Source organism: Streptomyces rectiverticillatus (genome assembly GCF_013394065.1).
Taxonomy (GTDB): Bacteria; Actinomycetota; Actinomycetes; order Streptomycetales; family Streptomycetaceae; genus Streptomyces; species Streptomyces rectiverticillatus.
The window spans coordinates 2,601,791-2,628,642 of sequence record NZ_CP040752.1; the positions used below are offsets into that span (position 1 = coordinate 2,601,791).

A 26,852-nucleotide genomic window follows, 5' to 3' on the forward strand; every position below is an offset into this window, starting at 1 on the left:
CACGACTCAGAAGCCCCCGTTGCACGCTGTCGCGCGCGGCCGTAGTCCCGCCGCCGCGACCCCCCGTGGCACGTTGCTGTGAACGTGATCTTAAAGAGCGAGCGCGACACCATCCCCACGGGAGGGGCCGCTCAATCGATCCGAATCGGAATCGTTACCGGGGAAACGCGGCCTGACCTGGCAATATCGATAAATCACCGGGACAAACCGACCATTTCAGAAGGGCGGCGGCTCCTCAGAAGGGCGGAGGCTCCGCGCCGGCGGGGACGGCCGGAGGGGGTGAGGGAGGGGACGGCTCCGCGGGCAGCGCCCTCGCCGGTGACACCCTGCGGAAGACCGACGTCCCGCGGCTCAGGTCGTGACCGACCGACACCGCGTCAATCTCCGCCGACAGCCACCGTTTCCCTTCGCGCTCCTCCTCCCGGATGCGCAACTTGCCCTGCACCACGACCGGTTCCCCCACGTCCAGCGACTCCACCACGTTGGCCGCGAGCGCGCGCCACGCCCACACGGTGTAGAAGCTCGTGTACGCGTCCGCCCATTCCTCCTTGGACCGGTCCCAGCGGCGCACCGTCACCGCCAGGCGGAACCGCGAGGACGGCGAGCCGTTCGCCGCCTCCCGGTAGTCCGGCTCCGTCGCGACGTTTCCCACGACCGTCACCAGCGTCTCGTTCATACGGACCGCCCTCCCCCGTTCCGGAACCTGCTTCGTGTCTCGTGCTTCTTGCTTCGTGCTTCTTGCTTCGTGCTTCGTGAAGCCATGCTGCCTTCACGTGGAACATCCCGCCGGGGGCTGTGGACCAGGGGCCGGTTGTGGAGAACTGCGTCACCCTCACGGGCTCACACGGAGAGCTCCGTCTCCCTCACGCCTCACCCGCCGCGATCACGTACTGGGTGCGCACCTCCTGGTACCGCAGCAGCTCCGCCGCCACGGGCTCCAGCACCCGCTCCCGCCCGCAGCCCGCGGCCGCATTCCGCAGCCGCCGCTCCGTCTCCAGCCCGTACCGGCGCGCCGGCCCGCGCGCCATCGCGCGAGAGCACCAGGCCAGGGCCGGCGCGCCCGCGCCACCGCCCGCCAGCAGCAGCCCCGGAATCCACCAGTCGCCGCCCCAGCCGCTGGTCAGCACCCCGAGCAGCCACGCCGCGGCGACGGCCTGCAGCGCCGACAGCACCCACTGCACCGCGGCGGCCACGGCCCACCACCCGGGCCGGACCTGCCGGGCCGCACCGCCTCCGCGCGCACGCCGCCCGGCGACGAGCCGCCCGCCGGTGCGCCAACCGGTCCGCCCGGAGGAATCCCCGCCGGTCGCCGGCGGCGCGGCCGGGCGGTCCACGCCCGTGCACCACGCACTCGCCCGGCGGGCGCCCGTGCGCCACATGCCCGGCCGCCCCGGCGCCCCGGCGCCGGCCATCGCGGCGGCAGCGGCGGCGGACGCCGCGTCCAGGGCCTCCGCCAGCCCCTCGGCCCCGCGCCGGGCCGCCTCGCGCACGGCCAGGGCCCAGGGGTCGGGGAGCCCGGCGGACGCCTCGTAGGCCAGGGCGCGTACGGCCTGTTCCACGAGCGGGCGGGACACCGCGCGGGCGGGGGGCGCGGCGGGGCCGTCAGCGTCCGTGCCCGCCCCTGCGGCCGCGGGGAGGGGCGCAGACGGGAACGGGGACGCGGGCGCAGGTACAGCCGCGCCGGTCTTCGCCTCCGCCGCTGCCTTCGGATCCGCGCCCGTACTCCGCGTACTCCCACTCGTACCGGCGCTCGTACTCGCCCCGGCAGCCCCGGCAGCAACCGCTCCCCCGGTCTTCCTCGCCGCGCGGCCGCGTACGCACCACTGCCGGGCCCGCGTCCACGGCGTCCCGCAGGCACGTCCGGCGTCCCGCAGCCAGGCGCGTTCCGCGGCCAGCCCCGCCGCCTGGGCGCCGACCGCCTCGGCCAGCCGGTCCTCGAACTCGTGCCGCGCCGACTCCGTCAGCCCCGGCCGCCCGTCCGCCACGTACGCGCCGCGCAGCCGCGCCGAGACCCCGTCCACGTCGGCCGTCAGGCGCCGCAGCGCCGCGCCCCGCGACGCCGTGAACTTGCCGAGGCTCTCGCGCAGTTCCCCGACGCCGTCGCCCGTGAGGGCCGACAGGGCCAGGACCTCGGCGCCGGGCTCGCCGTGCTCGCCGAGGGCGATGCCGTCGTCGTCCAGGAGGCGGCGCAGGTCGTCGAGGACCTGGTCGGCGGCGTCCGTGCCCAGCCGGTCGACCTGGTTGAGGACGATGAACGACACCTCGGCGTAGCCCGCGAGGGGCCGCAGGTAGCGCTCGTGGAGGACCGCGTCCGCGTACTTCTCGGGGTCCACGACCCAGATCACCGCGTCGACGAGGCCGAGGAGCCGGTCCACCTGCTCGCGGTGGCCGGGGCTGGCCGAGTCGTGGTCGGGCAGGTCGAGCAGGACGAGCCCGTTCAGGGCCGGGTCGTAGGGGCGGACGGGCTGCCTCCGCGAGCGGGCGGGGATGCCGAGCCGGTCGAGGACGCCGTCCGCGCGCTCGGGCTCCTCCGTCCACACGCAGGCCACGGGCGCGGCGGTGGTGGGGCGGCGCACGCCGGCCTCCGACAGCTGGGCCCGGGCGAGCGCGTTGAACAGGGTGGACTTGCCGCTTCCGGAGGCTCCGGCGATGGCCACGACGGTGAGGTCGAGCGGGTGGCGCTGCCGGGCGACGGCCTCGTCCAGGACCCGCCCGGCCTCGGCGAGGGTGCGCCGGTCCAGCCGCGCCCGGGAGAGCCCGACGAGCTCGCGGAGGGCGTCCAGGCGGGGCCGCAGGACGGCGGCGCCGGGGTGCGGCGCGGGTACGGCGGGAGGGCGCGGGAGGGTCTCCGGGCGTGGCGGGGGTGCGTTGCGTGCCTCGGGTGCGCTGCCCGCGCTGCCCGCGCGCGGGGGGCGGTCGGGGCGGGCGCGGCGGGCGATGAGGCCGTCGTCCCAGCTGCCTGTGGAGGTGGAGGCAGCGGGGGCGTCGTCGGGAGTGGGGGCGGGGCGGCGGCCGGCGGACCGTTCGTCCCGGGTTCCGGCACGCCGGTCGGCGGATCGTTCGGCAGATCGATCGGCGGATTGGTCGGCGGGGCGCACGGTGGTCACCTCTCCCTCTGCAGTACGGACAGCGCGGCGATGAGCTCGACCTGGTGGTCGGGGGTGACGTCGAGGGCTTCGAGCGGGGCGGTGCGGCGGTCGCGCTCGGCGTCGAGCACGCCGCCGAGGCATTCGGCCAGGAGCTGCCCGCCGCGGTCGCGCAGGCGCAGGGCACCCTGGGCGCCGAGCAGTTCGGCGAGGCTCTCCCCGGCCGCGCGGGCGGGCCCGCCGCCCAGCAGGGCTGCGGCCAGCAGCGCGGCGGCCCGGTCGGCGTCGACGCCGGCGCCCTTCTCGGCGGCCCGCACCTCCTCCTCCGCGAGCTCCTCCAGGCAGCGCCGCCAGCGGCGCACGGCGACGCCGATCCGGCCGACGGCCCCGTCGGGGTCGCGCGGGGCGAGGACGGCGTCCGCGGCCGGGTCACCCGTGCAGGCGGCCGCGACCTCCTCGTCGGCGGCGGCGACGGCGCAGCCGACGAGGGCGGCGAGGGAGGCGGTGAGCGCGCCGAGCAGCTCGTCGGAGGTGCTGTCGTCGGGGTGGCCGCGCCAGTGGGTAAGGGCGTCGCCCGCGAGGGTCTCCCCGGCGGCGACCCCGGACCGCACGCGCTCCGAGGCCCTCGCGTAGGCGTCCTCCACGCGCTGCAGCAGCCGGACGGCGGCGGCGTGCTGGACGGCGGCGGCCCCGGCGAGCCCGGGCAGGCGGGAGGCCAGGGAGGCCAGCAGGCCGGCGACGGTGCGGGCGGAGGCCACGGCGCGGGCGGCGGGGTCCTGGGCGCGCTGGTGGAGCCAGCCGCGCAGTCCCGCGACGGCGGTGTCGGGCAGCAGCCCGGTGCCGCCGCCCGCGGACTCGGGGAGCTCGGGGATGGTGAAGCGCGGCACGTCGCCCAGGCCCGCGGCGGCCAGCAGGGCGCCGTAGTGGCGGGAGACCTCGGTGGCGACCTGGTGGGGCACCCGGTCCAGCACCGTGACGAGCGTGACGTCGTACTCCTTGGCGGTGCGCATCAGGTGCCAGGGCACCGCGTCGGCGTACCGGGTCGCGGTGGTGACGAGCACCCAGATGTCGGCGGCGCAGATCAGCTCGGCGGCGAGCTCGCGGTTGCGCGCGACGAGGGAGTCGATGTCGGGGGCGTCGACGAGGGCGAGGCCGGGCGGCATGGCGCGGTCGGTCTCGATGCGCAGGGAGGGGGGTTCGGCGGCCTCGTCCTCGTCGCCGCGGCGGCCCTCGGGGTCGGTGTCGTAGAGGGTGCTGATGTCCTGGGCGGGCACCCAGACGCGGCGCAGCTCGGGCAGCACGCGCTGCCCCGCGAACCAGTGGTGGTCGTCCGGGTGGCAGACCAGCACAGGCGTGCGGGTCGTCGGCCGCAGGACCCCCGCCTCGGTGACCCGCCGCCCCACCAGGGAGTTGACGAGGGTGGACTTTCCCGCGCCGGTCGATCCCCCGACGACCGCGAGAAGCGGCGCTTCGGGGGCGCACAGGCGGGGCACCAAGTAGTCATCGAGTTGCGCCAGGAGTTCGGCACGGTTTCGGCGGGCGCGGGCGGCGCCGGGAAGAGGGAGGGGGAAGCGTGCGGCGTCGACACGGTCACGCAGTGCGGACAGTGCGTCGAGCAGTCGGGGCCGTACTTCCAAGGTCGCCACACGTGCAGAATGCCCAATTCTGGTGTGATTTTGAAGCGTATAGGCCATGGCGCGCGAGGCGTGGCGCACGGGGCTCAGGCATAACGAGTACACAACACCCGTCGCCTGGGGCGTGAAAAACGGTGCAAGATTCGTACCTGCCTGCGATTATCAGGACCGCTTCACTAAACCTCCACATCGTGGCACGGAGGTGAAGCAACCGGGACGAGGTGAGCGGAGCCCTATCCTTGTCCCCGGCAAGGTCACGGCACCACCGAGCCCGGGGCTTCAGCCGTCCGCGACCGCCGCACACACCGGCCCCCGTAGCTCAGTGGATAGAGCAGGCGCCTTCTAAGCGCTTGGCCGCAGGTTCGAGTCCTGCCGGGGGCGCTCTCTCCACACTGCACGCCCCTCCCCTCGGGAGGGGCGTTTTTGCTGGTCAGGGGCCATTGAGCGGGTGTGGTGGGTGACGTCACGGCGGTCGGGCAGGCCCTGTCCGGATGGCGGCAGTCCGGTTGGAGCCGACCGGGAGGAGCCTGCTCAGCCCACTGGCTTTCAGCGCCCGGGCGACAGCGGGACGCGGCGCGGCAAGCCAGAGGTCGCCGCCGGAGTGCCGGGCCCGGCGGGCGGTGGCGACGAGCAGTCCAAGGCCCAGGGCGTCACAGGAGGTGACGCCGGACAGGTCGAGGATCAGCCGGCTTCCGGGCTTGTGGGATACGTGCAGGAGGCGCTCGCGCAGCCTCGGGACCCCGGAGAGGTCCAGCCTTCCACGGACCATGAGCACGCGCTCTCGTGGGCCGCCGGAGGGCGGGGAGTGACAGCGCGACGCGGACACTCGCCCGCCTGCCCCTCGGCGGGCTTCAGCGGGGGCGGGGACGGTTGTGCGCTCTACGGGCACCACGTGCCTCCTCGGAGCGGATCACATCTCGATGCTGCCGAGGGCTGGGGCCTCACCGCGCAGCCTAGTCCTGCCCGCACGTCACGGACAGGCCTGAGCAGAGCGACCCTTGACGCGCGCCGGGCGGGTCGGCTTCGGCGACCGGAGTCCCGGCGGAACAACCCGTCCAGCCGTCAGCGCTGCTCCTACACAGCGGGTACTGGTGAACCATGACTGGCTCCTTCACCACCCGCACTGTCGACGTTACAACCGGCTCCCCCGAAACCATGCACGACTTGACCAACGCGTGCTCCGCGTTCCTCCGGGAGGTCACTCATGGGCGAGACGGGCTGCTGAACATCTTCACCCCGCACGCGACGTCCGGCCTGGCTGTCATCGAGACCGGTGCGGGCAGCGACAACGAGCTGTTGGCAGCCCTCCGTGAGGTTCTTCCCGCGGACGACCGCCGGCGGGACCGCCACAGCGGTGCGGGCCCCGGCCCTGGTCACATGCTCCCGGCTCTGGTCCCGCCCCACGCCACGCTGCCCGTGGTCGGCGGTGAGCTGGAGCTGGGGACCTCGCAGTCCGTTGTCCTGGTGACCACCGACCGGGGCGGCCCCGACCGCCAGGTCCGGTTGTCCTTCCTCGGCTGACCCCGAGCCGTCGCCCCGGCGTTCAGGTCTGCCGGCTGCTGCCGTCCGGACCATGCCGGCGGCACCGGGCGAAGCGCTCGCAGTAACCCCACCGCACTCCGCAGGCCGGCGGCGGGGGCGCCCACAGGACGTCGCACGCCCGCGTTCCCGCTGGGTTGCCCGGCCGCGCGAGGTCTGTGGACCCGCCTACCGGAGTAGGGTGAAGAAACCGGGAACCCTTCGTACACCGGCCTCCATGCGGGTGTCGTTCCCGGCGAGTCACAATGCCGGGCCGCCGACGACGAGCCCGGAGGGCAGGTTCGCATCATGGCTGTCACGATCGACCGTACGACCACCGGTGAGCATGCCCCTTCGCCGCCCGCCCGCCTGTCCCTGACGCCAAGGACGGCGTCAGGGACGGCGTCAGGGCTTCTGGACGGCGCCTGGTGGCCTCACTCGCGTGACCTCTCCCGCGAGCTCCCCGCACTGGCGGAGAGGCTGGACCACTCCTGGGGGCGGGTCACCCGCGTCACGGTGAATCCGGCCTTCTGGCCCGTGATCCCGCGCAGGGTTCCCGTCACCGGACACACGGTGCACGTGGGGTGGTTCGCGAATGAGCAGGACCCGCACAAGCTCCTCCTGTTCTCCTACACTGCGGACCGCCTGGACCTGCTGATCATTCCGCCGGAGACCGACCCGGCCGCGGCCGCCCGGCTGATGTCCGCCGCGACCACCCCCGGAGGCCTCCTCACCGCGAGCAGGCTGATGGAGGACGAGCGAACGGCCGACGACGCGACGGAGTCACGGGGCCGCGAAGAGGAGTGGGAGACCGAGGGTGGGACCGCGCCGCCACCGGCCGGGAACCCGACCGGGTCTCCGCGCTCCGCCCGAGGGATGTGAGGACCGTGGAGATCGCCGTCACCCTGGCCGTGATCCTCGGCCTGGTCGCCGTGGGAGCCCTCCTGATCCACCGGCTCAATGCCCAGCACGACGAAAGGATCGCGAGCTTCCACTACAGCGGCGTCCTGCCATGGCGCGACAGCAGAAACCGGAAGCGTCCCCGGTCGGCCAACGACCCCGCCGGGCCCCTCGTCGCCCGTAACCGCGGCGAGCAATCGCACGGGAACCGCGTACGCCGCCGGATCTTCTCCGGCCGGGGGCGGTGAACATGACGTCCGCACGCACCACGCCCACCCCCGCACCAACGGAGCCGGTGCCCCCGGCGGGGCGCGCCGACATTCGCGTCGTCGCCGCGTCCCCCGAGACCGCCCGCCGCGTCGCGGAAGTCCTCCGGCACTGCTTCGATTCCACCGAGCAACGCAGCTACCCGGCCGGCCGCGAAGGCGGCACCCGGCTCCACCTCACCGTGGACACCACGCATCCCGCCGGGCCCGCGCGGTCCTGGCTGGCGACCAGCCGGACTTCGGCGTCCGACCGCCTGCAGCACGGCGACGCCTGAACAGCCCGTGCATGCCCTGTGCATGCCCCCGGGCCGGCGACCTGAGGGGCACCGGTCAACGCCACCTCGACTTGATCGGCTCATCCCCCGCGTGAGGCAGGCTTCGCCCCCGGCCGGGCTGCCGTGAACAGGAGCTGCCGTGAACAGGAGCAGGGCTCATCTGGTGGACGCCGCGGCCTTCCCTCATCCCGGAAGGCGAAGCTCACGCAAGGACCGTACCGTTGGCCCATGAGCGTCTTCATCAAACTGGTGGAAAATCGTCCGCCGAAGGAATACGCGAACGAACATACGGCGGATATCTCCTACGACGACACCGTCGAGGGTAATTCCGATATCACTTACCAATACGACGTACTTCCCGGCGGGTCCCTGAGAATCCTGCGGGTCACGCGAGGAGAGGAAGCCGTCATCCATGCGGTCTACGCCCCGGGCCTGTGGTTCCGCGTCGAGGGCCTCTGCCGCGGCACTACGGAATAGCGGCCCGACCAGGACCCGAACGGGAAACGTCACATCTCGCCCGCTGGAACGAGGCCGGATCGCGGCGCGGCCGCACGAGATCTACCCCGGACGGGTCACCAGATGTCGTCACCTGGGAGAGCATCGCCCGCGCCCAGCTGGGCCGCCGGGGAGAGACGATAGGCCGTGACCAGGTAAGTCACCGCGGGCCGGGTGCGCACATCACGCGCCCGGCCCGGGATCGTCGATGCCGAGCTGAATCACCGCGAGAGGTTCGGTGATCTCGACCGCCAGTTCGTCCTCCAGTCCGCGCTGAGCAAGCACACGCGGGTGATGCACTCGTGAGTAGCGGCACCTTCGCGCCAACGTTGCCGAAGCCGACGGCCGGCCCACCTTGTGCACTGACCGCGGCGGCCTAGGTCGAGATGACGACGACGGTACCCATGGGCTCCATCCTCATCACTCACCCACCCGCCCGGCGCCGGAACGAGGACCCCGGAACTCCCCTACCGGGCCGACGACGGCCGGACCGAGGCGAACATCGTCGACTCCCGCGACTGCCCCAGCCTGCCCCGAGAACAGCATGCCCGCGCCCGGCGGAAGGAGGGTGCATCATGATGCACCACCGGATGGTCAGTCGTGCGGCGGGGTGCTACCTCTGGTGGGTTCCCGAAATGCCGACCCCTTGGCCGTCCTGGCTTCTACACGCTCCACGATTCGCTCCATGACCCGCTGTGGATCCTTCCACTTCATCGCCAGTCGATCGTGGTCCATTCCGTGTTCGGCGACGATGTCCCTGAGCTGTTCGAGGTCCAGTGCGCCCAGTCGAGCCCTCAGGCCGTCGCCGCCCAGTTCGGCGAAGACCTCGAAGGGGTCGATGAGGCCCTTGGCGCGTCGCCTCGATCGGCCCTTGCTGCGCTCGGCTCCAGTCTCGTGCGCAGAGGAAGCCGCAGCAGCCAGGACCTTGCTCAGCGCGCTCGAAAAACGGCCCGTCCGTACCGCTTCCAAGGCGATGGTCTCCACAAGGAGCGCGAGAGTCCTGGCCAGGTCGGGAGCCGATGACCCGAGGTTCAGCAGTGCTTCGGCGCAGCGCTGCACGTCGGCGCGGAGTACGGCCTCCGCGGACTCCTCGGGATGCGGCGCCGAAGGGCCGGGCGGAGCCGCATCATCAAATTCTCGATCAATCATACAAGCTCCTCGACCAATGACACGAATTCATCGGTCAGCGAACGAAGGACTTGATGCTGTCCTTGATAGCCGTACTTCTGGCGCAGAGTACCCGCCCCCACATATTCCGCCGAGGCAGCGATTTGATTGGCTTCAGGGACATACGACTGAAGAACCGTCGGCAACTCCGGGTCATTCTCCAGCCTACGGACCGTGTTGACGTGGAGCGTAGAGGCCTTGCGGTACTTCGTCACCACGATGCCGATTTCGGCAATGTCGTCTCCCAGGCTGTAGGCGAACTCTTTCACCCGCCGCTGGATCTGAGGGATTCCGTATGTGGAGAGGACGTCCGGGATGGTGGGAATGATGTAGCCGTCCGAGATGCGCAGACCATTGAGCGTCACGATGCCGAGATTGGGAGGACAGTCGATGAGGACGTAGTCGTAGTCGCCAAGGACCGACTTGACAGCCTTCCGGAGCAGATCCGTCGGATTATTGGAGAAAAATCGGCCGGAGGGCATCGAGGCGAGGCGGTCCTGGACGTCGATGAGGTCCAAGGATGAAGGCAGGAGGTCCACTCGTCGCACCTCACTGATGGGCGAGACGCATCGCTGCAGAGACTTCTTAAGATCGAATCTGACCGGCTCGCCTTCCGGGCGCAACGCATCTTTGAATAAGGTCGCCAGCGTGCGTTCCTCGTCGTTCAATCGCTTCCACTTCTCCTCACCGATCAACACGGTCGTGAGGTTGGTCTGCGGGTCGAGGTCGATAACGAGAACTCGTTTGCCGAACTCAGCCGACAGAAACTCTGCCAGTGCAACCGTCGTGGTGGTCTTCCCCACTCCACCCTTCAGGTTGATGGTTGCAATAACGTAGGTCATGCCTTCCTCCTCCGCTTCAAGTAGCGGCAGAACCGACCGGCAGAGAAGACCGGACCACTGCCTAATGCGGCGATAGGAAGAGGCCTCTGTTGCGGAGGCTCAGATAGCCACCTTGGCCTCACTCATCCCACCGTCTGTGCGACCTCGAACAGGCCCGGCAGCTCGTCGCCCAGTGCTCCTATGCCTGTCAAACCCCACCTCCTGCACATGGCCGGCCAAGCAGGGGCCTCAGTGTGGATGCCGTTCACATGGCCGGTCAACTTCCCTGCTCACGCGCCTAATTGGGCTACTGGACGGGGTACGGAGTCGCAACAGCTCTCAGCGCGAGGAACCTGACGGCGGGCCGGGGAGCGTGCCCCCTCCCCTGGTCGGTTTCACTTTCCTGCCTCGAACCGCTGCGCCTCCCACCGCTGCCAGGCTCAGCCTTCGCCGGCACACAGCCACCAGCTAGGTCATTCGTTCGATGGGGTAAGAGAGAGGCGCCGCCCAACAAGCCCACACGGACCATGGCAGAGCAGTTGCGCCGACATCAGCACGCAGACCGCATGTGGTCCCAAGCGCCCCACCCCCGCGCCCCGGTGGGTCCTGTTCCGGACCCGCTGGCGGAAAGCGTTCCTTGACGCGGGAATCGTGCCGGTAAATCGTGTGATCGCTGCGCTCGCGGACGGGGAGCGGCGCAGGTCAGCGGGGTTCCCCGTTGCTTTCCCCCGGCCTTTCCGGGCCCGGCCCCCCGGCCCCCCGGCCGTACCAACTGGAGGACACGCCTTGTCCGGCGAGCAGCATCTGTTAAAGGTCTACAGCGACCGTTCCTACGTGCACACCACCACCGTGCGGCACCAGGGCACCACGGTCGCCCTGGCCATGGACGACGAGCGGCGGCTCGTCTACACCGTCCTCGATCTGGCGCGGCACGACGAGGCCAGGGGGGAGCTCGACGCGGCGTACTGGTCGGAGAATCCCCTGCCGCTGCCCTTCCCGTCGGAGATCACGGACGTGGGCTTCGCGGCCGTGGGCGCCACTGCGCTGCCCGCGGTCAAGCGCGGCGGCAGGGTCGAGGCCGCGCCGGGCGAGCGGCTGGGCGCGGACGAGACGGACCCGTTCCTGTCCACGACGGCCAGGCTGACGGCCCTCGCCCCCTTCCACGCGCTGTCCGACGGCACCCACATCGTGGTGCTGCGCCAGTCCGTGGGCGCCGGCCACCCCGACGCGGTCCACAAGCTGGCCGGTGGGGCGTCGTCCGGGGACCCGGACCGTGCGGATTACGTCAAGGACAGTGCGGGCGCCAAGGTGCCGCTGGTGAGCGACACCCTGCTCTGCGACCGGTTCCTGCTCGTCGGCGGGGAGCTGAAGCCCGTACTGGAGGCCCGCTACCGGCGCAGCCGGCACAAGGACCGGCCGGATTCGGCCAAGGACAGCCTGGGCACAACGGACATGGAGGGGCGCCCCTTCCGCGAGCCGACGCAGGAGCTGTCGTTCGTACGGAACCTCACCGGCGGGCGGTTCGCCGCGCTGCTGGTCCCCACCGCCGTGCACGGGCAGCAGCGCTGGCAGGTCTTCGCGCACAACGACGCCACCGGCCGCATCGACTCCTTCAACGTCGAGCAGGGCCGCGACGGGCTGTTCGGCCTCCAGGGCACCCGGGCCTGGACGAGCCCGGACCCGGCCCACCGCGATGCCGTCTACGAACGCGCCCCCGGCACCTGCCCGTTCACGGGGCAGCCGCTGATACCCGTGGTGAGCACGGAGGGGCACGCGGAGACCGCGCTGCGGTTCGGGGAGGGTGACGCGCACGTGCGCGTGCCCGAGGGGCCCGGCCTCGCCGGCTCCGGCTTCACCGTCGAGTTCTGGGCGCGGCGGACGGCGACAGGGCAGGAGGAGTTCCTCCTCGCCCTCGGCGATGAGGACGGCGCCGGGCACAGGACCCTGCAGTGCGGTTTCCGCGCCGGCAACGCCTTCACCTTCGCCTTCTACGACGACGACCTCAACACCGAGCAGACGTTCACTGACACCGGCTGGCACCACTGGGCCTGCGTGTACGAGCGCGGTACCCGCCGCCAGACCGTCTACCAGGACGGCAGGGAGGTCGGCAGCCGTACCGCGGGCGCCGACTACACCGGGTCCGGCCCCCTGCTGCTGGGCCGCGCCCTGGGCCGCCACAGCGCCCGCGCCGAGCTGGACGAGGTGCGGATCTGGGACCGCGCCCGGACCCCCGACGAGCTCAAGCGCGACAAGGGCGTCCGCCTCATCGGCAACGACCCCGGGCTCGTCGCCTACTACCGCTTCGACGAGGGCTCGGGCACCCGCCTGCACGACCAGACCGACCACGCCCGCCACGGCGAGCTCCAAGGCGGCCCGCAGTGGGTGACGTCGGAGGCGCCCATCGGCGACCACCCGGGCGTGCGCCGCGACAGCTTCGCCGTCACCGGCCGCAGCGCCGTCTCCGGCCTGTCCGCCATCCTCTACCACCAGCAGGAGGAGACCGCCGTCGGCTACGGGCAGGAGCCCAAGCCGGCCAAGCGCCAGGCCCGCGTCCTCCTGTCGTACGCGACGTCCGGCCCGGACCTGAAGACCGGCGCCACCACCGGCGCCACCACAGGCGACGCCTACCTCGCCACCGTCGACTTCGGCGTCGGGCGCGACGGGCGGCTCGCCCAGGTGCCGGACGAGCTGGCGCTGCCGGTGCTGGCCGCGCCGGAGGCCAGCGGGGACGTGGAGGCGATCAGCCGGCTGGACGCGCAGGTGCGGGAGCTGGACCGGGCGGCCGCGGGCAAGGAGACGGAGATCGCGCGGCTGACGCAGCAGACGCCGGACGCCGAGCAGGCCCGCGAGGAGCACGATGCGCTCAAGACCGAGCTGGACGCCAACCCGCTGGCGTGGTTCTACCGCGTGCGGTTCAAGCAGCAGCGCGACGGCAAGGACCTGTACCTCGCGGTGTCGGGCCGGCCGCAGAGCGACGCCCGTCTGATCAGGACCGCGGACAAGGACGACGCGTCCGCCGTGTGGCACTTCGTCGAGTACGGCGACACTTACGAGGGTTACCCCCTCTACTTCATGATGAACAAGGCGGGCGCGCTCGACGTGCACGTCTACCACGAGAGCCGAGACAACGGCGCCGAACTGGTCCTGTACCGGCGCAACATCAGCGGCTGGAACAGCCACTTCATCCTCCGGCCGCTGGGCGACGGCTACGCGGCCGTCGTCAACCGCTACAGCGGCAAGGCGATCAGCGCCATCGACCGCATCAACCGCGACCGGGTGGTGCAGTACGACTACGGCACGGCTGCATCCAGCGGCGAAGGCGCCGTCACCCTGGAGCGGCACGAAGCCCGCTCGTACAACTCCGAGGTACAGGGCCTGCGCGACCGACTCGCACTCGCCGAGGCCCGGCTGCGCGAGGCCGACGCCGGTCAGGAGAAGATCGGCCACCTCCAGCGCGAGCTCGCCGTCATCCAGGCCGAGCTGACCGCCAAGCGCGAGGAGCTCGCCCGCCTCACCGGCGGCCTCAAGGGCGCCGACGACATCGCGCTGGCCATGCCGCAGCTCTCCGTCGACCGGACCGGCCTCAGCTGCTCCGGCGCCCTGCTGGAGTTCGCCCGCGGCGCCGACCGTCCGTATCTGCTGGACAGCGCCACCGGCAGCGTCGTGCTGTACTTCCGGGGTGCCAACGGGCAGTTCTTCGCCACGTATTACGACACCCTCGTGTCCCGCGCCACCCGGCAGCTCGCGGGCCCCGACGGCACGGCGCTGACCTTCGCCGCCCGCGATGCGGGCACCGACCTCGCCGGCCTGAACATCCGGATCATGGACGTCGGCGACGCCGGGCTGTGCGAACTGACGATCGAGCGCGGCAAGGAGAGCGAGATCTGGCGGCGGCTGCCGCGCCGGGCCGCCGACTTCGCCGCCGCCGTCAACGGCGCCGCGGGGCAGGCCTACGACTACGCGCAGCAGGCCGAGAGCAACCGGCCCGGTGTGCCGCTGTCCGCCGGTTCCCGGCTCCTGGTCGTCGACCCGGGCAAGGCACAGGAGGTCCCGCTCGGCGCCGTGCCCGACCTCGTCACGGGTCACGGCCCCCGCTGGCGCGCGGACAAGCCCGGCCGGGCCTACGCCTTCGACGGGCGGCAGAACGTCCTGGCCATGGACGCGCAGCTGGACCGCGCCGCCGCGACGGGTGACCTGACGCTGGAGGCGTGGGTCAACCCCGAGCGGGTGCCCGGCGCAGCCCGCGTCGTCCACGCCAACGCCGGTGACAGCCCCTTCGCACTCGGCCTGCTGGCTCCGCCCGCACCGCCCGCGACGCCCGCACTGTCCTTCGACGGCAGGAGCGGCGTCGCCGTCACGGACGCGCGGGTCGACCTGGCCGGGTCCGATTTCACGATCGAGTTCTGGGCGCGGAGGCCCGCGGCCCCTGACGGTCGTCCGCAGTATGTGGTCGGCCACGGAACGTCCCACGCCGAGACGCGGTCGTCGCTGCACATCGGCTTCCGGGCGGACGGCGTCTTCACCTTCGCCTTCTACGGGGACGACCTCGACACGAAGGAGAAGTACACCGACACCGCCTGGCACCACTGGGCGTGCGTCTACACCGCGGCCGCCCGTGAGCAGGTGCTCTACCGGGACGGCACGGAGGTCGGCCGGCGCACCGCGGACGGCGACTACCGCGGCACCGGGCCCTTCAGCTTCGGCAGTTCCCACGCCGGATGGATCCCGGACTACGCGCGCATCGAGATGGACGAGGTCCGGCTGTGGGGCACCGCCCGTACCGCGGCCGAGATCCGTGAGCGAATGGAGACGCGGCTCAAGGGCGACGAGACGGGCCTGCAGGGCTACTGGCCCTGTGCAGGGCCGGCTTCCGGGCCTGACGGGAAGCCGGTCGTCACCGACCGCTCACCGCAGCACCGCACCGTCTCCCTCAAGGGCACCGTCACCACTGCCACGGCCCCCGAGGCGCTCACCGACGGCGAGGCCCCCGGCTACCGCATCGTCGCCGCCGTGGGCAACCGCCTCACCGCCACCCGCGCCTCCTTCCCCCTGCGCGAGTGGACCCACCTGGCCGCCGCCTACGAGCAGTCGTGGGCGGTCGAGCTCGCCGACGGCGCCCATCTGGAGGTACCCGACAACGACGCGCTCGACATCACCGGCGACCTCACCCTCGAGGTGTTCTGCCGCGTCGACGCCCTGGGCACCCCCCAGGGCCTGCTCTCCAAGGGGCGTGCCGCCGACGGAGCGGGCGGCAGCGTCCCGTACCGGCTGCTCGTCCTGCCCGACGGGCGGCTGGAGTTCGGCTTCGAGGAGCCGGACGGGAAGCTCGTGCGGTTCGCCTCCACCGAGGCCCTCACCGCGGGAACGTTCCACCGGATCGCCGTCGTCCGCAAGGGCGGCCGGTCGATGCAGGAGCGCAAGGGCTCCAAGGAGATCACCGCGGCGGGCGCCGACGGCAAGCCCGTCAAGCAGACCGTGGAGCTCGTGGAGTCCGTCGACCTCCAGGAGTGGCAGGACGTCCGCTTCTTCGTCGACGGCCGTGAGGCCGGCACCGCCCGCTACGAGGGGCCCGGCCCCAAGGGCAACACCGGCACGCTCGACGTCGGCCGCGCCCGGGACGGCCTGGAGACGCACTCCTTCACGGGCGTCGTCTCCGAGGCGCGGCTGTGGGGCGTGGCGCGCGACGCGGCACAGCTCGGCACGCCCGTCTCCGCGCGGGACCGCGGGCTGACGGCGCACTGGCGGTTCGAGGAGAACGCGGGCAACACCGCGGCCGACACGACCGGTTCGCACGCCGCCCGGCTGCGCGGGGCCCGCTGGACGGCCAACCCCGACCCGTGCGGGAGCGTCTTCCGCCTCTACCGCAACGGCGTCTCGGTGGCCTGCGACCCGCTGGAGCCCGCCGACGCCGCAGAGGCGGACTTCGCGGACTCCACGGGCTTCGCGGACTACGGGGACGCCCAGCTCTCCCTCGGCGCGCGGCTCAAGGACGGCAAGGCCGGACAGCCCTTCCACGGTGTCCTGGAAGAGGTGCGGATCTGGCGGACCGCCCGCACCCAGGAGCAGGTCCTCGACAACCTCTTCACCCGTCTCAGGGGCGAGAAGGAGGACCTGATCGCCTACTGGTCCTTCGACCGGGCCTCCACCGACGAGACGGCCGACCTCGTCCGCGACGAGGGGCTGCGCGGCAACCACCTGGCGCTGCGCGCCGCCCCCGCCCGGCCCGCCGCCGTCCTGTCCACCGCCCCCGTCTCCAGCGACACCGCCCAGGTGCGCTCCGCGCTCGCCGCGATGCGCACGCCGTTCCACGAGACGGTCTCGGGCGCACCGGCCGTCGCCGAGTACGCGGACATGCAGTACACCGTCAAGGGCGAGGCGTTCGGCGTCCTCAAGCGGGCGTACGGCTACCTGCGCGACGGCCGCTGGCACCTGGTCACCGGCTACAAGGTCGGCGATCTGGTCAGCGAGTGGGTCAGCCAGGTGCAGTTCGACCCGCAGCTGGTCGGCTACGTGGAGGGCGCCCCGCCGGTGCCCTCGGAGAACCTCACGCCCAACACCGTCGACCCCGACCGCGCGACCTACGACGGCATCGCCTCGGTGGAGTTCACCCAGGCCGACCAGGTCGTCCACTCGCTGTCGTCGGCGAAGGAGCGCAGCGTCGACGCGGCGTTCGGCTTCGCCCTCTCCAACGAGGTCGACGTCGACATGTGGATGATCGCCGCGCCGCTGGGCTTCGGCGTGGCCAAGTCCATGGCGAAGGCCAAGGTGTCGGTGGGCGTGCGCGGCAGCCTGGAGTTCTCCAACAGCTGGGCCGACGAGACGGCCGTCTCCCAGGGCGAGAACACCGCCCGTGCGATGAAGGTCGACCTGTCGGGCAGCTGGGAGGACCCGCTCAAGCCCCTCAACCCCTCCCTGGGCCGCCGCTACGTCCCCGTCAACACCGGCTTCGCCCTGGTCCAGTCCCAGACCGCGGACGTCTTCGCGCTGCGGCTCGCGCACAGCGGCACCCTGGTCGCCTACCGCATCCAGCCCAACCCGGACATCCCCAAGGACTGGAACGTCGTCCCGTTCCCCCTCAACCCCCGCTACACCAAGCAGGGCACGCTCGACGGAGCGGTCGGCTACGACGAGCGCGGCCGGGTCCTCGACCCCGACTACGCGGGCGGCCGCGACCACGGCGAGTACAGCTACTACAAGCCGCGCGAGGCGTACGCGATCAAGCGGCGCATCCAGCGCGAGCAGCAGCGGCTGCGCGGCTACTACGAGTCGGTCTCCACCGACACCCACGCCCCGGACCCCACCGCCGAGCGGGCCGGCCGGGTGCTGGGCGGCGCGATCGGCGGCGACACCTCGCCCGGCAAGGGGCGGGAGACCGCGGGCAGCTCCACCGGTGCGGGCTTCTCGCGCCGCGACCTGGTCAACACCTACGTCTGGACGGCGGACGGCGGCTTCTTCGCGGAGACGACGGAGACGACCGACGCGGTCAGCGAGACGACGTCCGGCTCGTACTCGATGTCCGGCTCCGTGGGCACCTCCGTGGGCACGTCCTTCGACGTGATGGGCATCGGGATCAACGCACAGCTCGACGCGTCGGTCGGCGGCGGCCTGTCCGTCACCCGGGCGCGGGGCAAGGAGGCGACGCGCTCCTTCGGGCTGAACGTCACCTGCTCGCCGTCGGGCAACGTCCAGCAGTACGACGCCCACCGCAAGCCGGTCTTCGACGCCGACGGCAAGCCCGTCAACGCGCCGGGCAAGGTGGACGCGTACCGGTTCCTCAGCTTCTACCTCGGCGAGGACACCGAGCACTTCGAGACGTTCTTCCACAAGGTCGTCGACCCGGCCTGGCTGGAGAACGGCACCGACCCGAACGCGGCGGCGCTGCGCCGGGCCCGCCAGTCGGACCGCAAGCCGCCGTGCTGGCGCGTGATGCACCGCGTCACGTTCGTCAGCCGGCTGCTGCCGCCCGTCCCGGCCGACGGCGCGGCGCCGCTGGAGCGGACGATGCGTCAACTCGACCTGGAGAGCAACTACGAGCTCGTCCGGCGCCTCGACCCCTACGTCAAGGGCGCGGCCACCGGACGGGCCGAGCTCGCCGGGGCCATGCACAGCGCCCTCGCGGCGCACCTGCCGGAGCTGAGCCCGCACGCGGAGGAGGTGATCGGCTTCCTCGCGCAGTACTACGGCGTCGAGGACTGATCCGGCGGGTGGCGCGTCTCAGCGCAGGATTCCCTCCAGGAAGTCGCTGCTGAGGCGCGCCACCGCCCTGACGTCCAGCTGGTAGAGGACGTAGCGCCCCCGGCGGCGGGAGGTGATCAGCCCGGCCTTCTTGAGCACCGACAGGTGCCGGGAGACCTCCGGCGCGCTGATGCCGAGGACACCGGCCAGCTCCCCCGTCGTGTGCGCGGTGCGGGCCGTGCTGCGGCACATCTGCATCCGCACGGGGTGGGCCAGCGCTTCGAGGCGCAGCTTGAGCAGCTCGACCGAGGTGGGGGCGGGCAGTTCGTGCGAACCGACCGGGTAGTGGACGACCGGGCGCCACCCGGGCCGGTGCAGGACCATCAGGTGCGGCCGGCCGAAGTGCGAGGGCACGAACGTCAGGCCGGGCCCCACGGCGGGATCCAGCGCCGTGGCCCTCCCTTCGGCGAGCTTGTCGACCCTGATGCGGGTGCCGCCGTCCTCCAGGACCAGGGCCCTGGAGACGCCGGCCAGGGCCTCGCGCAGCCCCTTGCGGCGCAGCAGCTCCGTCTTGTGCCGGGCGTCGGCGGCCAGGCGGGGCTCGATCCGCTGCCAGACGTCCGCGAAGAACGCATCGTCGCAGTCCTCGAACAGCCGCCGCACCCAGGCCCGTACGGAGGCGGGGTCCTTCAGCAGGCGCTCGGCGAACTCCACCTGCCGGGGGCCGCGGGCGGCGGCCTGTTCCAGCGCGCGGGTGCGCGCGGCCCGGTCGGTGAGCGGCGAGGTGCCGCCCTCGTTGTAGAGGGCGAGGCAGGAGAACTCCAGGGCGGTGGTGACGAACTGCTCGTCGTCCAGCCGGTCCAGCAGGTCCAGTTCGTCGGCCAGGGTCGCCCCCGGGCTGACGGCGCCGCCGCGCAGCCCGGCGAAGGGCATGAAGAGGTCGGAGAACGTGGTGCGCCACAGGAAGTCGGCCTCCTGCAGGCGGTCGGCGAGGTCCGGCCGGAGCGTGGCGGCCGTCGCCGTGATCCAGCCCGTCAGCCCCGGGTGGTGGCCGGGCTCGGCCAGCGCGTGCAGGGCGAGGCACAGCTCGCCCAGCGGCGAGGTCTCGAAGACGATCCGTTCCTGAGGCAGCCCTGCGATGTTTATGCTCACGCTCACGACGTCATGATGCCTGCTTGTTCGAATTGTTCGAAGTCGAGCAGAGGCCGTTGCGATGCGGGCGGTCAGGCCGGAAGGCGGTTGATGGCGTGGTCGCCGGTCGCCCACAGGTGCTGGACGGCGTACGCGCGCCACGGCTGCCAGGCGCGGGACCTGCGGGTGAGGGCCGCGGGGGTGGTGGGCAGCCCCAGGGCGCCGGCGGCCAGGCGGACGCCCAGGTCGGTGGCGACGAAGGCGTCCGGGTCGCCGAGGGCGCGCATGGCGATCGTCCCGACGGTCCAGGGGCCGATGCCGGGCAGTGCGGCGAGTTGCTCGCGGGCCCGCTGCCAGTCGCTGCCCGGGCCGAGGTCGAGGTCCGCGGAGGCCAGGGCGGCGGTGAGGGCGGTGAACGTCCGCCTGCGCGTGCGGGGCATGGCGAGCGTCTCCGGGTCGAGCGCGGCCAGGTCCGCGGGCGCGGGGAACAGATGGGTCAGGCCGCCCTCCGGGTCCTCGACGGGCGTGCCGTGGGCGGTCACCAGGCGGGCGGCGAGGGTACGGGCCGCGGCCGTGGACACCTGCTGGCCGAGCACCGCGCGCAGGGCGAATTCCGCGGGGTCCGCGGTGTGCGGCACCCTGCGGCCCGGGGCGCGCTCCACGAGCGGGGCCAGCAGCGGGTCCTCGGCGAGGAGGCCGTCGACGGCCTCGGGGTCGGCGTCGAGGTCCAGGAGGCGGCGGCAGCGGCTGACCGCGGCGGCCAGGTCACGCAGGTCGGCGAGGGCCAGCCGGCAGCCGATGTGCCCGTCCGCCGGGCGGAGGGTGGCGATGCCGGGCCCGTTCGGCAGCCGCATCGTGCAGCGGTACGCGCCCTCCCGCCACTCCTCGGTGCCCGGCACGCCGGTGGCCGCCAGGTGCCCGAACAGGTTGTCCGGGAAGAGCGGCGCGCGGTAGGGCAGGCGCAGGGAGACCGTGCCGGTCGTCGCGGGCGCCGTGCGGGCGCGGCCGGCGGCGCGGGCCCGCAGTTCGCTCGGGGCGAGCCCGAAGACCTCCCGCACGGTGTCGTTGAAGGCGCGGATGCTTGCGAAGCCGGCGGCGAAGGCCACCTCCCCCATCGGCAGCGGCGTCGTCTCGATCAGCAGCCGTGCCGTCTGCGCCCGCTGGGCGCGGGCCAGGGCGAGCGGACCGGCGCCCAGCTCGGCGACGAGCTGCCGCTCGATCTGGCGGGTGCTGTACCCCAGGCGCGCCCCGAGTCCGGGCACCCCTTCGCGGTCCACGACCCCGTCGGCGATCAGGCGCATGGCCCTGGCGGCCAGGTCGGCCCGCTCGTTCCAGCGCGGCGACCCCGGGCTCGCGTCGGGGCGGCAGCGCTTGCAGGCGCGGAAGCCGGCCTGCTGCGCGGCGGCGGCGCTCGGGTAGAAGGTCATGTTCTGCGGCTTGGGCGGCACCACGGGGCAGCTCGGCCTGCAGTAGATCCGCGTGGTCGTCACGGCGGTGAAGAACCACCCGTCGAAGCGGGCGTCCTTGGACTGTACGGCCCGGACGCACCGGTCCACGTCGTTGTGCATGCCGCCAGTATTGGCTGACTACCCGCCCTCGATCTCGCGGAAATCCGACATCCATGTCGGGCGCATACGGCAGCGGGAGAGGCCGCGGCAGGAAAGGCCCCGGAATCCTCGGAGGGAATGGGCGTGGCGCCCGCGACGGGATCGGGGCGCCACACCGAGGCGGCGTCCCCGGGGCGGGGGCACCCCGGGGACCGCCGGTCGTCTCTTAGTGTCCGTACCCGCCGTGTCCGTGCCCGCCGTGCCCGTGTCCGCCGGAGGAGTTGACGCAGACGTTGCCGGACGCGGGGTTCAGCAGGCCGACGATGTTGATCGTGTTGCCGCAGAGGTTGATCGGGATGTGGATCGGAACCTGGATGACGTTGCCCGAGATGACGCCCGGGGAACCGGCGGCCACGCCCTTGGCGCCCGCGTCGGCGAGCGCGTGGCCGGTGAGACCCGCGAGCGCCGCACCGACGGTGGCGGTCAGGGCAGCCGTTTTGACGATTCGTGACATGGGGGAGACACCTTTGCTGCTTGATCTTGCTCGATCGAACTGGGGGGCGCCCGACCGGTAAGGGCCGGGGTGTGCTTTTCAACGCCCGGTGCTCGCAAAGGTTTCGTACATGGTGCGGATGGGTGACCGCCTTTTCGCCCGGTGGTCCGCCCTTTCCGCGCCCCCGTCCCATGCACACGCCACGTACACGCCGCACAGAAATCCGCGGTATTTCCCGGGCGGAATTCCCCGTACGGCGCAGCGCTCCCTGCCGTCCTCGCCACCCGCTCGTCCCGCCCCGCTTATCCCGACCCGCTCACCCCCGCTCCGCCGCCATCCGCACCGCGAAGGCCGTCAGCTCCTCGCACCACCCGTCGGCCAGCCGCGAGGAGGCCGCGGTCCGCGACGCCCGGTCCACCAGCTCGCGGATGAGGCGCTCGGCGATGCCGCGCTCCTCGCGCTCCAGGAGGATCTCCCGCAGCAGCTCCGCGTCCCAGTCGTACTCGGGGCCGCCGTCGAGGAAGCCGCGCAGCCGCCACGCGGCGTGCAGCGAGCGGGCGTAGGCGTCGTAGGCGGTGTCGAGGTCGGTCCGGCCGGCGAGCGCCGCGCCCAGCCGGAGCGGGTGCCGCAGGGCGTACCAGCCCGCCGTGCAGCCCCGGTCACAGCCCGATATGCACCGCCCGGGCCACGGGTCGTCGAGGTATTCGGCGGCCATCGCCTCGTGCGCGTAGGTGCCGATCACGCGCTCGGTGCGCATGTCGTCCCAGATCTGCCACGCGGCGGCGGGCAGGCGCGCGGCGAGCCGGTCGCCGAGCGAGAGGGCGAGGTCGCCGGCCAGGGTGGCGGTGGAGTCGCCGAAGCGCCGGGCCTCGCCGGCCCAGCCGTTGCGCTCGTGCTCGGCGGCGCGGCTGACGTGCAGCGTGGGGATGCCGCGGCGCAGTGCGGCGTTGTCGCGCACGTCGCTGCGGATGAGGGTGCAGGTGTCGAGGAGTTCGAGGGCGGCGGCGGCTTCGACGGGCTCGGGCGCCTCCGGGTCGCCGCCCGCCGCCAGATAGCCGGTGAGGAGGATGACCGGGCGGATCCGGTCGGCCCCCACGGCGACGAGCTCGGCGAGGGACTCCACGATGCCGGCGCCCCGCGCGTCGGCGGTGCGCCAGCGCCGGTGCTCGTCGTTGAGGAGGCCGCGCAGCCGTTTCTCGACCTGGTCGAGCATCCCGGCGCGCTGGAGCTGGGGAACCGGCTCCCGGGGCGCCACCGCGCGGGGCAGCTGGGGTTGCGTCGTCATCGTGTGCCTCCCTGGATCGGTTTCGGTCCTGCGACCGACCCTGCCGGGCGGGCGCCCCGCCCGGGGGCGGAGCCTGACCGGCCAGAAGACTGCCCACGGGAACGCTCGGGAAGCGACGGTTTCCTGCCATACCGGAATGCGCCGTCCCTCCTGCTTCATGGCGCTCTCGACCGCCCGGCCGGCCGGTCGGGGCAGGCTCAGAAGGCGGCTTGCGGCCCGTGCGCGCGTACGAGGGGGGCTCGCGTGTGGCTCATAATCGGCTGTCGCCGCACGGCCGTCCTGGGCCGTTGCCCTGACCACCGGTCGTATCATCCTCCGATTCACCCGCCTGACCTGCGCCGAAGCGGTCCCCTGCACCGTCGCCATCAGGCCAGTGCCGGACGGGTGCGGCGCGGCGCGGACGATGATGGCGCCCGCGCGCCGCGCCCCGGGCCGGCACGGGCGGCCGCAGGGCGGCCACGGACCGGCCGGTGTGCGCTCACCGGACGCCAGTGCGGCATTCGTACGCCATCTGTACAGCGCGCGCCGCGCCCCGCTACAACGGGTGGGGGCCCGGCACCGGGACCACACGGCAGGCGACCTCCGGGCCCGCGGAGGCGGCGATGCGCAGAATCGCAGTGGTCGGAGCGGGTCAGGCGGGGCTGCAGCTGGCCCTGGGGCTGCGGCCGCAGAAGGCGCCGACGGAGCCCGCGGAGTCCTACGAGGTCACGCTGTACGCCGCCCGCAGGCCCGAAGAGGTGCGGGCCGGGCGCATCCTCTCCACGCAGGTGATGTTCGGCCCCGCCCTCGCCCTGGAGCGCGCCGCCGGGCTGAACCTGTGGGAGGCACGGACCCCCCGGATGACGGTCATCCGGTTGGCCGTCACCGAGGGGCCGTACGCTCCCGCAGGCGGGATCGCCGTCCCCCTCGACGCGCCCGCGCAGTCCGTCGACCAGCGGGTGAAGACGGCGGGCTGGCTGGAGCTGTTCGAGGAGCGCGGCGGGCGCGTCGTGTACGGCACCGTCGGCCCGGACGAGCTGCCGGGGATCGCCGCCGCCCACGACCTGACGGTCGTCGCCACCGGCCACGGCCCCCTCGCGGAGATCTTCGCGCGCGACGGACGGCACAGCCCGTACGACCGCCCGCAGCGCACGCTCGCCGCCTGCTACGTGCGCGGCACGCACGGGCCGGACGGCCTCGGCGGCCCGCACGGGCGGATCAACCCCGTGGACGGCGCCGGGGAGTTCTACGTGCTGCACGGCCTCACACTCGACGGGCCCTGCGAGATGCTGCTGTGGGAGGCGGTGCCGGGCGGGCCCCTCGACGTCTGGGGCGACCGGCCGGGGCCGGGCGCCTTCGTGGAGCGCTCCCTGGAGCTGCTGCGCGCCCGGCTCCCCCGCGAGTACGAGCTGTGCCGGGGCATGGAGGCGACCGACGGCGGCGCCGCGCTCACCGGCGCCGTGACCCCCGTCGTACGCCACCCCGTCGCCCGGGTCGCACCGGACACGTACGTCCTGGGCATGGCCGACGCCGTCGTCCTCAACGACCCGGTCGGCGGACAGGGCGCCAACAGTGCGGCCCGCTGCGCCGCCCGGTACCTGCGGGAGATCACCGGCCACGGCGAACGGCCCTTCGACCGCACGTGGATGCTGCGCACGTTCGCCGCGTACTGGGAGCACGCCCGGCACGTGACGGCCTTCAACAACCTGCTGCTGGGGCCCCCGCCGGAGCACGTGCAGCGCGTCATGTCCGCGGTGGCGCACCACCCCGAGGTCGCGCACCGCTACCTCAACGGCTACGCGGACCCGGCCGGCTTCCAGGACTGGTTCATGGACGCGGACCGGGCCGACGCCTACCTCGCGGCGGTGGGGGCGGCGAGGGCGGCGGGGCCCGCCGCCGGATAGCCTGGGAGCGCCCGGCGAGGCCCGGCGGCAGCCCTGCGCGGAGGAGGCGGAACGACCGTGAGCACGACCCGGCCCGGGACGGTCACCGGCGGCCCGTGCCCGCGTACGCCTCCCCCGGCACGGCCGTCCGTGACCCGCGGGCAGGGCGCGGTCGTCTGCGCGGTCTCCCTCGGCGGCGGCGCGGGGGCCGCCGCCCGCTACGGCGCCGGGCTGCTGTGGCCCACGCCGGCCGGTGCCTTCCCCTGGACCACCCTGCTCATCAACGTGGTGGGCTGCGCCCTGATCGGGGTGCTGCTGACGGTGATCGCCGAGCTCGCCGCGCCGCACCGGCTGCTGCGGCCGTTCCTCGGGACGGGGGTGCTCGGCGGGTTCACCACGTTCTCGACGTACACGGTGGACGCCCAGCGGCTGATCGAGGACGGGCGCGTGGCGACGGCGCTCGCGTATCTGGCGGGCACGCTCGTCGCCGCGCTGGCGACGGTCCTCGTGGCGGCCACGGCGACGAAGGCGTTCCTGCTGCAAAGGCGTACGCGATGACGCCGCAGGCCGCGAAGCTCCAGGGCAGGGCCCTTCGCCTGACGGTCTTCCTCACCGAGTCGGACCGGTGGGAGCACCGCCCGCTGTCCACCGAGATCGTGCACCGTGCGCACACCGCCGGGCTCGCCGGGGCGACGGTCTTCCGCGGGGTCGAGGGTTACGGCGCCTCGTCCGTCGTCCACACCACGCGGCTGCTCTCGCTGAGCGAGGACCTGCCGGTGACGGTGGTGATCGTGGACACGGAGGAGCGCGTACGGGCGTTCCTGCCGCTGCTGGGCGTGGTCACCGGGGAGCGTCTGGTCACGCTGGAGCCCGTCGAGGTCCCGCGGCTCGGGCCCGCCGGCCCGGAGGGCGGCGCGTGAACTGGCTCCTCGTCGTCGCCGGCGCGATGGCCGGCGCGCCCCTGCGCTACCTCACCGACCGTGCGGTGCAGTCGCGCCACGACTCGGTCTTCCCCTGGGGCACGCTCACCGTGAACGCCGCGGGCAGCCTGATCCTGGGCGTCCTCACCACCGCCGCACCCTCGCACCTGCAACTGCTCCTGGGCACGGGTCTGTGCGGCGCCCTCACGACGTACTCCACCTTCTCCTACGAGACGCTGGTCCTGGCCCGCGAGGGTGCCCGCGGCTACGCGGCGGCGAACGCGGTCCTCAGCGTGGTGTGCGGGCTGGGCGCGGCCTTCGCGGGGGTGGCGCTGGGGCGGGGGCTGTGGGGCTGAGCCGCCTCAGGCCTGCGCCGTCCCCAGGTGCTCCAGCAGCACCGTCCGCAGCTCGCGCGCCGCGCGCGGCGGGGCGACGTCCTTGCGGTGGGCCAGGGCGATCGTGCGGCGCATGCGGGTGCCCTCGAAGGGGGTGACCCGCAGGCCGGAGCGGGCCGCCACCATGCCCGGGACCACCGCCAGGCCCAGGCCCGCGCGGACGAAGCCGAGGACCGCGTCCATCTCGCCGCCCTCGACGGTGAAGACGGGCTCGAAGCCGGCGGCGCGGCAGGCCGCGATGGTGATCTCGCGCAGGTCGTAGCCGTGGCGGAACATCACCAGGGGCAGGCCCTCCAGGTCCGCCACGCGCAGGGCGCGGCGCCGGACGGGCGGGGGCTCGCCGGGGGCGGAGACGACGACGAGGTCCTCGCGCAGGAGCTCGGTCGTGGCGAGGGCGGGGGCGCCGACGGCCAGCGGCGTGATGATCAGGGCGAGGTCGAGGCCGCCGGCGGCGAGGGTGCGGACGAGGTCCTGGGAGCCGCCTTCGTCGACGAGGAGCTCGATGCCCGGGTAGCGGGCGTGGTAGGCCCGCAGGACGTCGGGGACGAGGCTCGCGCAGAGGCTGGGCGGGGCGCCGAGGCGCACCCGGCCGCGCCGCAGCTGGGCTACCTCCTGCACCTCGCGCCGGGCCGTCTCGGTGTCGGCCAGGATCTGCCGGGCCAGCGGCAGCAGCGCCTCGCCGGCGTCGGTGAGGGTGATGTTGCCGCGGGCGCGCTGGAAGAGCTCCGCGCCCAGCTCCCGCTCCAGGGCGCGGATCTGCTGGGAGAGCGAGGGCTGGGCGACGTGCAGGGACTCGGCGGCCCGGGTGAAGTGACGGACTTCGGCCAGGGTCGCGAAGTAGCGGAGCTGCTGGAGTTGCACGATCAGCAGCATAGATAGGAG

At 73.0% G+C, this 26,852-nt stretch carries 21 protein-coding genes and 1 tRNA gene; 11 read left to right on the forward strand and 11 right to left on the reverse strand.

Annotated elements, in window-relative coordinates; all coding sequences use genetic code 11:
- Positions 1-235 precede the first annotated feature (235 nt).
- The 3 genes from FGW37_RS11185 to FGW37_RS33280 form a co-directional block, all read right to left on the reverse strand.
- Positions 236-676, reverse strand: a complete 441-nt coding sequence (locus FGW37_RS11185; protein WP_179080930.1) for a single-stranded DNA-binding protein — start codon at positions 674-676, stop codon at positions 236-238.
- A 187-nt stretch (positions 677-863) separates the two neighbouring features.
- Positions 864-3,107 carry a GTPase gene (locus FGW37_RS11190; protein WP_246430351.1) on the reverse strand — a complete coding sequence of 748 codons (2,244 nt, stop codon included), beginning with the start codon at positions 3,105-3,107 and terminating at the stop codon, positions 864-866.
- Positions 3,104-4,723, reverse strand: coding sequence for a dynamin family protein (locus FGW37_RS33280; RefSeq protein WP_246430764.1), 1,620 nt, complete (start codon positions 4,721-4,723; stop codon positions 3,104-3,106). The genes FGW37_RS11190 and FGW37_RS33280 overlap by 4 nt, the downstream gene beginning before the upstream one ends.
- A gap of 305 nt (positions 4,724-5,028) precedes the next feature.
- On the opposite strand from FGW37_RS33280, the gene FGW37_RS11195 reads away from it, so the two are divergent.
- Positions 5,029-5,101, forward strand: a tRNA-Arg gene (locus FGW37_RS11195).
- An 82-nt stretch (positions 5,102-5,183) separates the two neighbouring features.
- Here FGW37_RS11195 and FGW37_RS11200 read toward each other — a convergent pair.
- Entirely contained in the window at positions 5,184-5,489 is a 306-nt protein-coding gene (locus tag FGW37_RS11200; RefSeq protein WP_179080932.1) for an STAS domain-containing protein, read from the reverse strand.
- A gap of 329 nt (positions 5,490-5,818) precedes the next feature.
- Here FGW37_RS11200 and FGW37_RS11205 point away from each other — a divergent pair, with 329 nt between their 5' ends.
- The 5 genes from FGW37_RS11205 (at position 5,819) to FGW37_RS11225 (ending at position 8,156) form a co-directional block, all read left to right on the forward strand.
- A complete protein-coding gene (locus tag FGW37_RS11205) occupies positions 5,819-6,241 on the forward strand; it encodes a YjbQ family protein (RefSeq protein ID WP_179080933.1) in 423 nt (140 codons plus the stop codon).
- Between the two features lie 306 nt (positions 6,242-6,547).
- A complete protein-coding gene (locus FGW37_RS11210; RefSeq protein ID WP_179080934.1) occupies positions 6,548-7,120 on the forward strand; it encodes a DUF5994 family protein in 573 nt (190 codons plus the stop codon).
- 5 nt (positions 7,121-7,125) lie between these two features.
- Positions 7,126-7,386: a hypothetical protein gene (locus FGW37_RS11215; RefSeq protein WP_179080935.1), complete on the forward strand. Its 261-nt coding sequence runs from the start codon at positions 7,126-7,128 to the stop codon at positions 7,384-7,386.
- Positions 7,387-7,388: 2 nt separating this feature from the next.
- Positions 7,389-7,679: a hypothetical protein gene (locus tag FGW37_RS11220; RefSeq protein WP_179080936.1), complete on the forward strand. Its 291-nt coding sequence runs from the start codon at positions 7,389-7,391 to the stop codon at positions 7,677-7,679.
- Positions 7,680-7,907: 228 nt separating this feature from the next.
- Entirely contained in the window at positions 7,908-8,156 is a 249-nt protein-coding gene (locus tag FGW37_RS11225; protein WP_179080937.1) for a hypothetical protein, read from the forward strand.
- Between the two features lie 612 nt (positions 8,157-8,768).
- Here the strand turns inward: FGW37_RS11225 and FGW37_RS11230 are convergent.
- Together FGW37_RS11230 and FGW37_RS11235 are read right to left on the reverse strand one after the other, a co-directional pair.
- Entirely contained in the window at positions 8,769-9,323 is a 555-nt protein-coding gene (locus FGW37_RS11230) for a hypothetical protein (RefSeq protein WP_218650577.1), read from the reverse strand.
- On the reverse strand, positions 9,320-10,183 hold the full coding sequence (locus FGW37_RS11235) for a ParA family protein (RefSeq protein WP_179080938.1): 864 nt from the start codon (positions 10,181-10,183) through the stop codon (positions 9,320-9,322). Before FGW37_RS11235 ends, FGW37_RS11230 begins: the two co-directional genes overlap by 4 nt.
- A gap of 765 nt (positions 10,184-10,948) precedes the next feature.
- Here FGW37_RS11235 and FGW37_RS11240 point away from each other — a divergent pair.
- Positions 10,949-18,358, forward strand: a complete 7,410-nt coding sequence (locus FGW37_RS11240) for a LamG-like jellyroll fold domain-containing protein (RefSeq protein ID WP_179080939.1) — start codon at positions 10,949-10,951, stop codon at positions 18,356-18,358.
- An 18-nt stretch (positions 18,359-18,376) separates the two neighbouring features.
- On the opposite strand, the gene FGW37_RS11245 is transcribed toward FGW37_RS11240, so the two are convergent.
- From FGW37_RS11245 to FGW37_RS11260, 4 genes are all read right to left on the reverse strand, one after another.
- Positions 18,377-19,489, reverse strand: coding sequence for a DUF5937 family protein (locus FGW37_RS11245; protein WP_179084637.1), 1,113 nt, complete (start codon positions 19,487-19,489; stop codon positions 18,377-18,379).
- A 71-nt stretch (positions 19,490-19,560) separates the two neighbouring features.
- On the reverse strand, positions 19,561-21,036 hold the full coding sequence (locus tag FGW37_RS11250) for an AlkA N-terminal domain-containing protein (RefSeq protein WP_179080940.1): 1,476 nt from the start codon (positions 21,034-21,036) through the stop codon (positions 19,561-19,563).
- Between the two features lie 205 nt (positions 21,037-21,241).
- Positions 21,242-21,529, reverse strand: a complete 288-nt coding sequence (locus tag FGW37_RS11255) for a chaplin (RefSeq protein WP_179080941.1) — start codon at positions 21,527-21,529, stop codon at positions 21,242-21,244.
- Between the two features lie 295 nt (positions 21,530-21,824).
- Positions 21,825-22,793, reverse strand: coding sequence for a polyprenyl synthetase family protein (locus FGW37_RS11260; RefSeq protein WP_246430352.1), 969 nt, complete (start codon positions 22,791-22,793; stop codon positions 21,825-21,827).
- A gap of 602 nt (positions 22,794-23,395) precedes the next feature.
- On the opposite strand from FGW37_RS11260, the gene FGW37_RS11265 reads away from it, so the two are divergent.
- Genes FGW37_RS11265 through crcB (FGW37_RS11280) form a run of 4 tightly spaced genes read left to right on the forward strand, consistent with a single transcriptional unit; the run spans position 23,396 to position 25,931 of the window.
- Positions 23,396-24,676 carry a styrene monooxygenase/indole monooxygenase family protein gene (locus tag FGW37_RS11265; RefSeq protein WP_179080942.1) on the forward strand — a complete coding sequence of 427 codons (1,281 nt, stop codon included), beginning with the start codon at positions 23,396-23,398 and terminating at the stop codon, positions 24,674-24,676.
- A gap of 57 nt (positions 24,677-24,733) precedes the next feature.
- Positions 24,734-25,213, forward strand: coding sequence for a fluoride efflux transporter CrcB (crcB, locus tag FGW37_RS11270; RefSeq protein WP_179080943.1), 480 nt, complete (start codon positions 24,734-24,736; stop codon positions 25,211-25,213).
- Positions 25,210-25,575, forward strand: coding sequence for a DUF190 domain-containing protein (locus FGW37_RS11275; protein ID WP_179080944.1), 366 nt, complete (start codon positions 25,210-25,212; stop codon positions 25,573-25,575). The genes crcB (FGW37_RS11270) and FGW37_RS11275 overlap by 4 nt, the downstream gene beginning before the upstream one ends.
- A complete protein-coding gene (crcB, locus tag FGW37_RS11280; protein ID WP_179080945.1) occupies positions 25,572-25,931 on the forward strand; it encodes a fluoride efflux transporter CrcB in 360 nt (119 codons plus the stop codon). The genes FGW37_RS11275 and crcB (FGW37_RS11280) overlap by 4 nt, the downstream gene beginning before the upstream one ends.
- A gap of 6 nt (positions 25,932-25,937) precedes the next feature.
- Here crcB (FGW37_RS11280) and FGW37_RS11285 read toward each other — a convergent pair whose 3' ends face one another.
- Positions 25,938-26,831, reverse strand: a complete 894-nt coding sequence (locus FGW37_RS11285; protein ID WP_179080946.1) for a LysR family transcriptional regulator — start codon at positions 26,829-26,831, stop codon at positions 25,938-25,940.
- Between the last annotated feature and the right edge of the window lie 21 nt (positions 26,832-26,852).

Excerpts from the sequence above, each read along its gene's own strand:
- FGW37_RS11185 (WP_179080930.1), bottom strand. The coding sequence starts at position 676 with ATGAACGAGACGCTGGTGACGGTCGTGGGAAACGTCGCGACGGAGCCG.
- FGW37_RS11200 (WP_179080932.1), bottom strand. The coding sequence starts at position 5,489 with ATGGTCCGTGGAAGGCTGGACCTCTCCGGGGTCCCGAGGCTGCGCGAG.
- FGW37_RS11205 (WP_179080933.1), top strand. The coding sequence starts at position 5,819 with ATGACTGGCTCCTTCACCACCCGCACTGTCGACGTTACAACCGGCTCC.
- FGW37_RS11210 (WP_179080934.1), top strand. The coding sequence starts at position 6,548 with ATGGCTGTCACGATCGACCGTACGACCACCGGTGAGCATGCCCCTTCG.
- FGW37_RS11220 (WP_179080936.1), top strand. The coding sequence starts at position 7,389 with ATGACGTCCGCACGCACCACGCCCACCCCCGCACCAACGGAGCCGGTG.
- FGW37_RS11225 (WP_179080937.1), top strand. The coding sequence starts at position 7,908 with ATGAGCGTCTTCATCAAACTGGTGGAAAATCGTCCGCCGAAGGAATAC.
- FGW37_RS11230 (WP_218650577.1), bottom strand. The coding sequence starts at position 9,323 with ATGATTGATCGAGAATTTGATGATGCGGCTCCGCCCGGCCCTTCGGCG.
- FGW37_RS11235 (WP_179080938.1), bottom strand. The coding sequence starts at position 10,183 with ATGACCTACGTTATTGCAACCATCAACCTGAAGGGTGGAGTGGGGAAG.
- FGW37_RS11250 (WP_179080940.1), bottom strand. The coding sequence starts at position 21,036 with ATGCACAACGACGTGGACCGGTGCGTCCGGGCCGTACAGTCCAAGGAC.
- FGW37_RS11255 (WP_179080941.1), bottom strand. The coding sequence starts at position 21,529 with ATGTCACGAATCGTCAAAACGGCTGCCCTGACCGCCACCGTCGGTGCG.
- FGW37_RS11260 (WP_246430352.1), bottom strand. The coding sequence starts at position 22,793 with ATGACGACGCAACCCCAGCTGCCCCGCGCGGTGGCGCCCCGGGAGCCG.
- FGW37_RS11265 (WP_179080942.1), top strand. The coding sequence starts at position 23,396 with ATGCGCAGAATCGCAGTGGTCGGAGCGGGTCAGGCGGGGCTGCAGCTG.
- FGW37_RS11275 (WP_179080944.1), top strand. The coding sequence starts at position 25,210 with ATGACGCCGCAGGCCGCGAAGCTCCAGGGCAGGGCCCTTCGCCTGACG.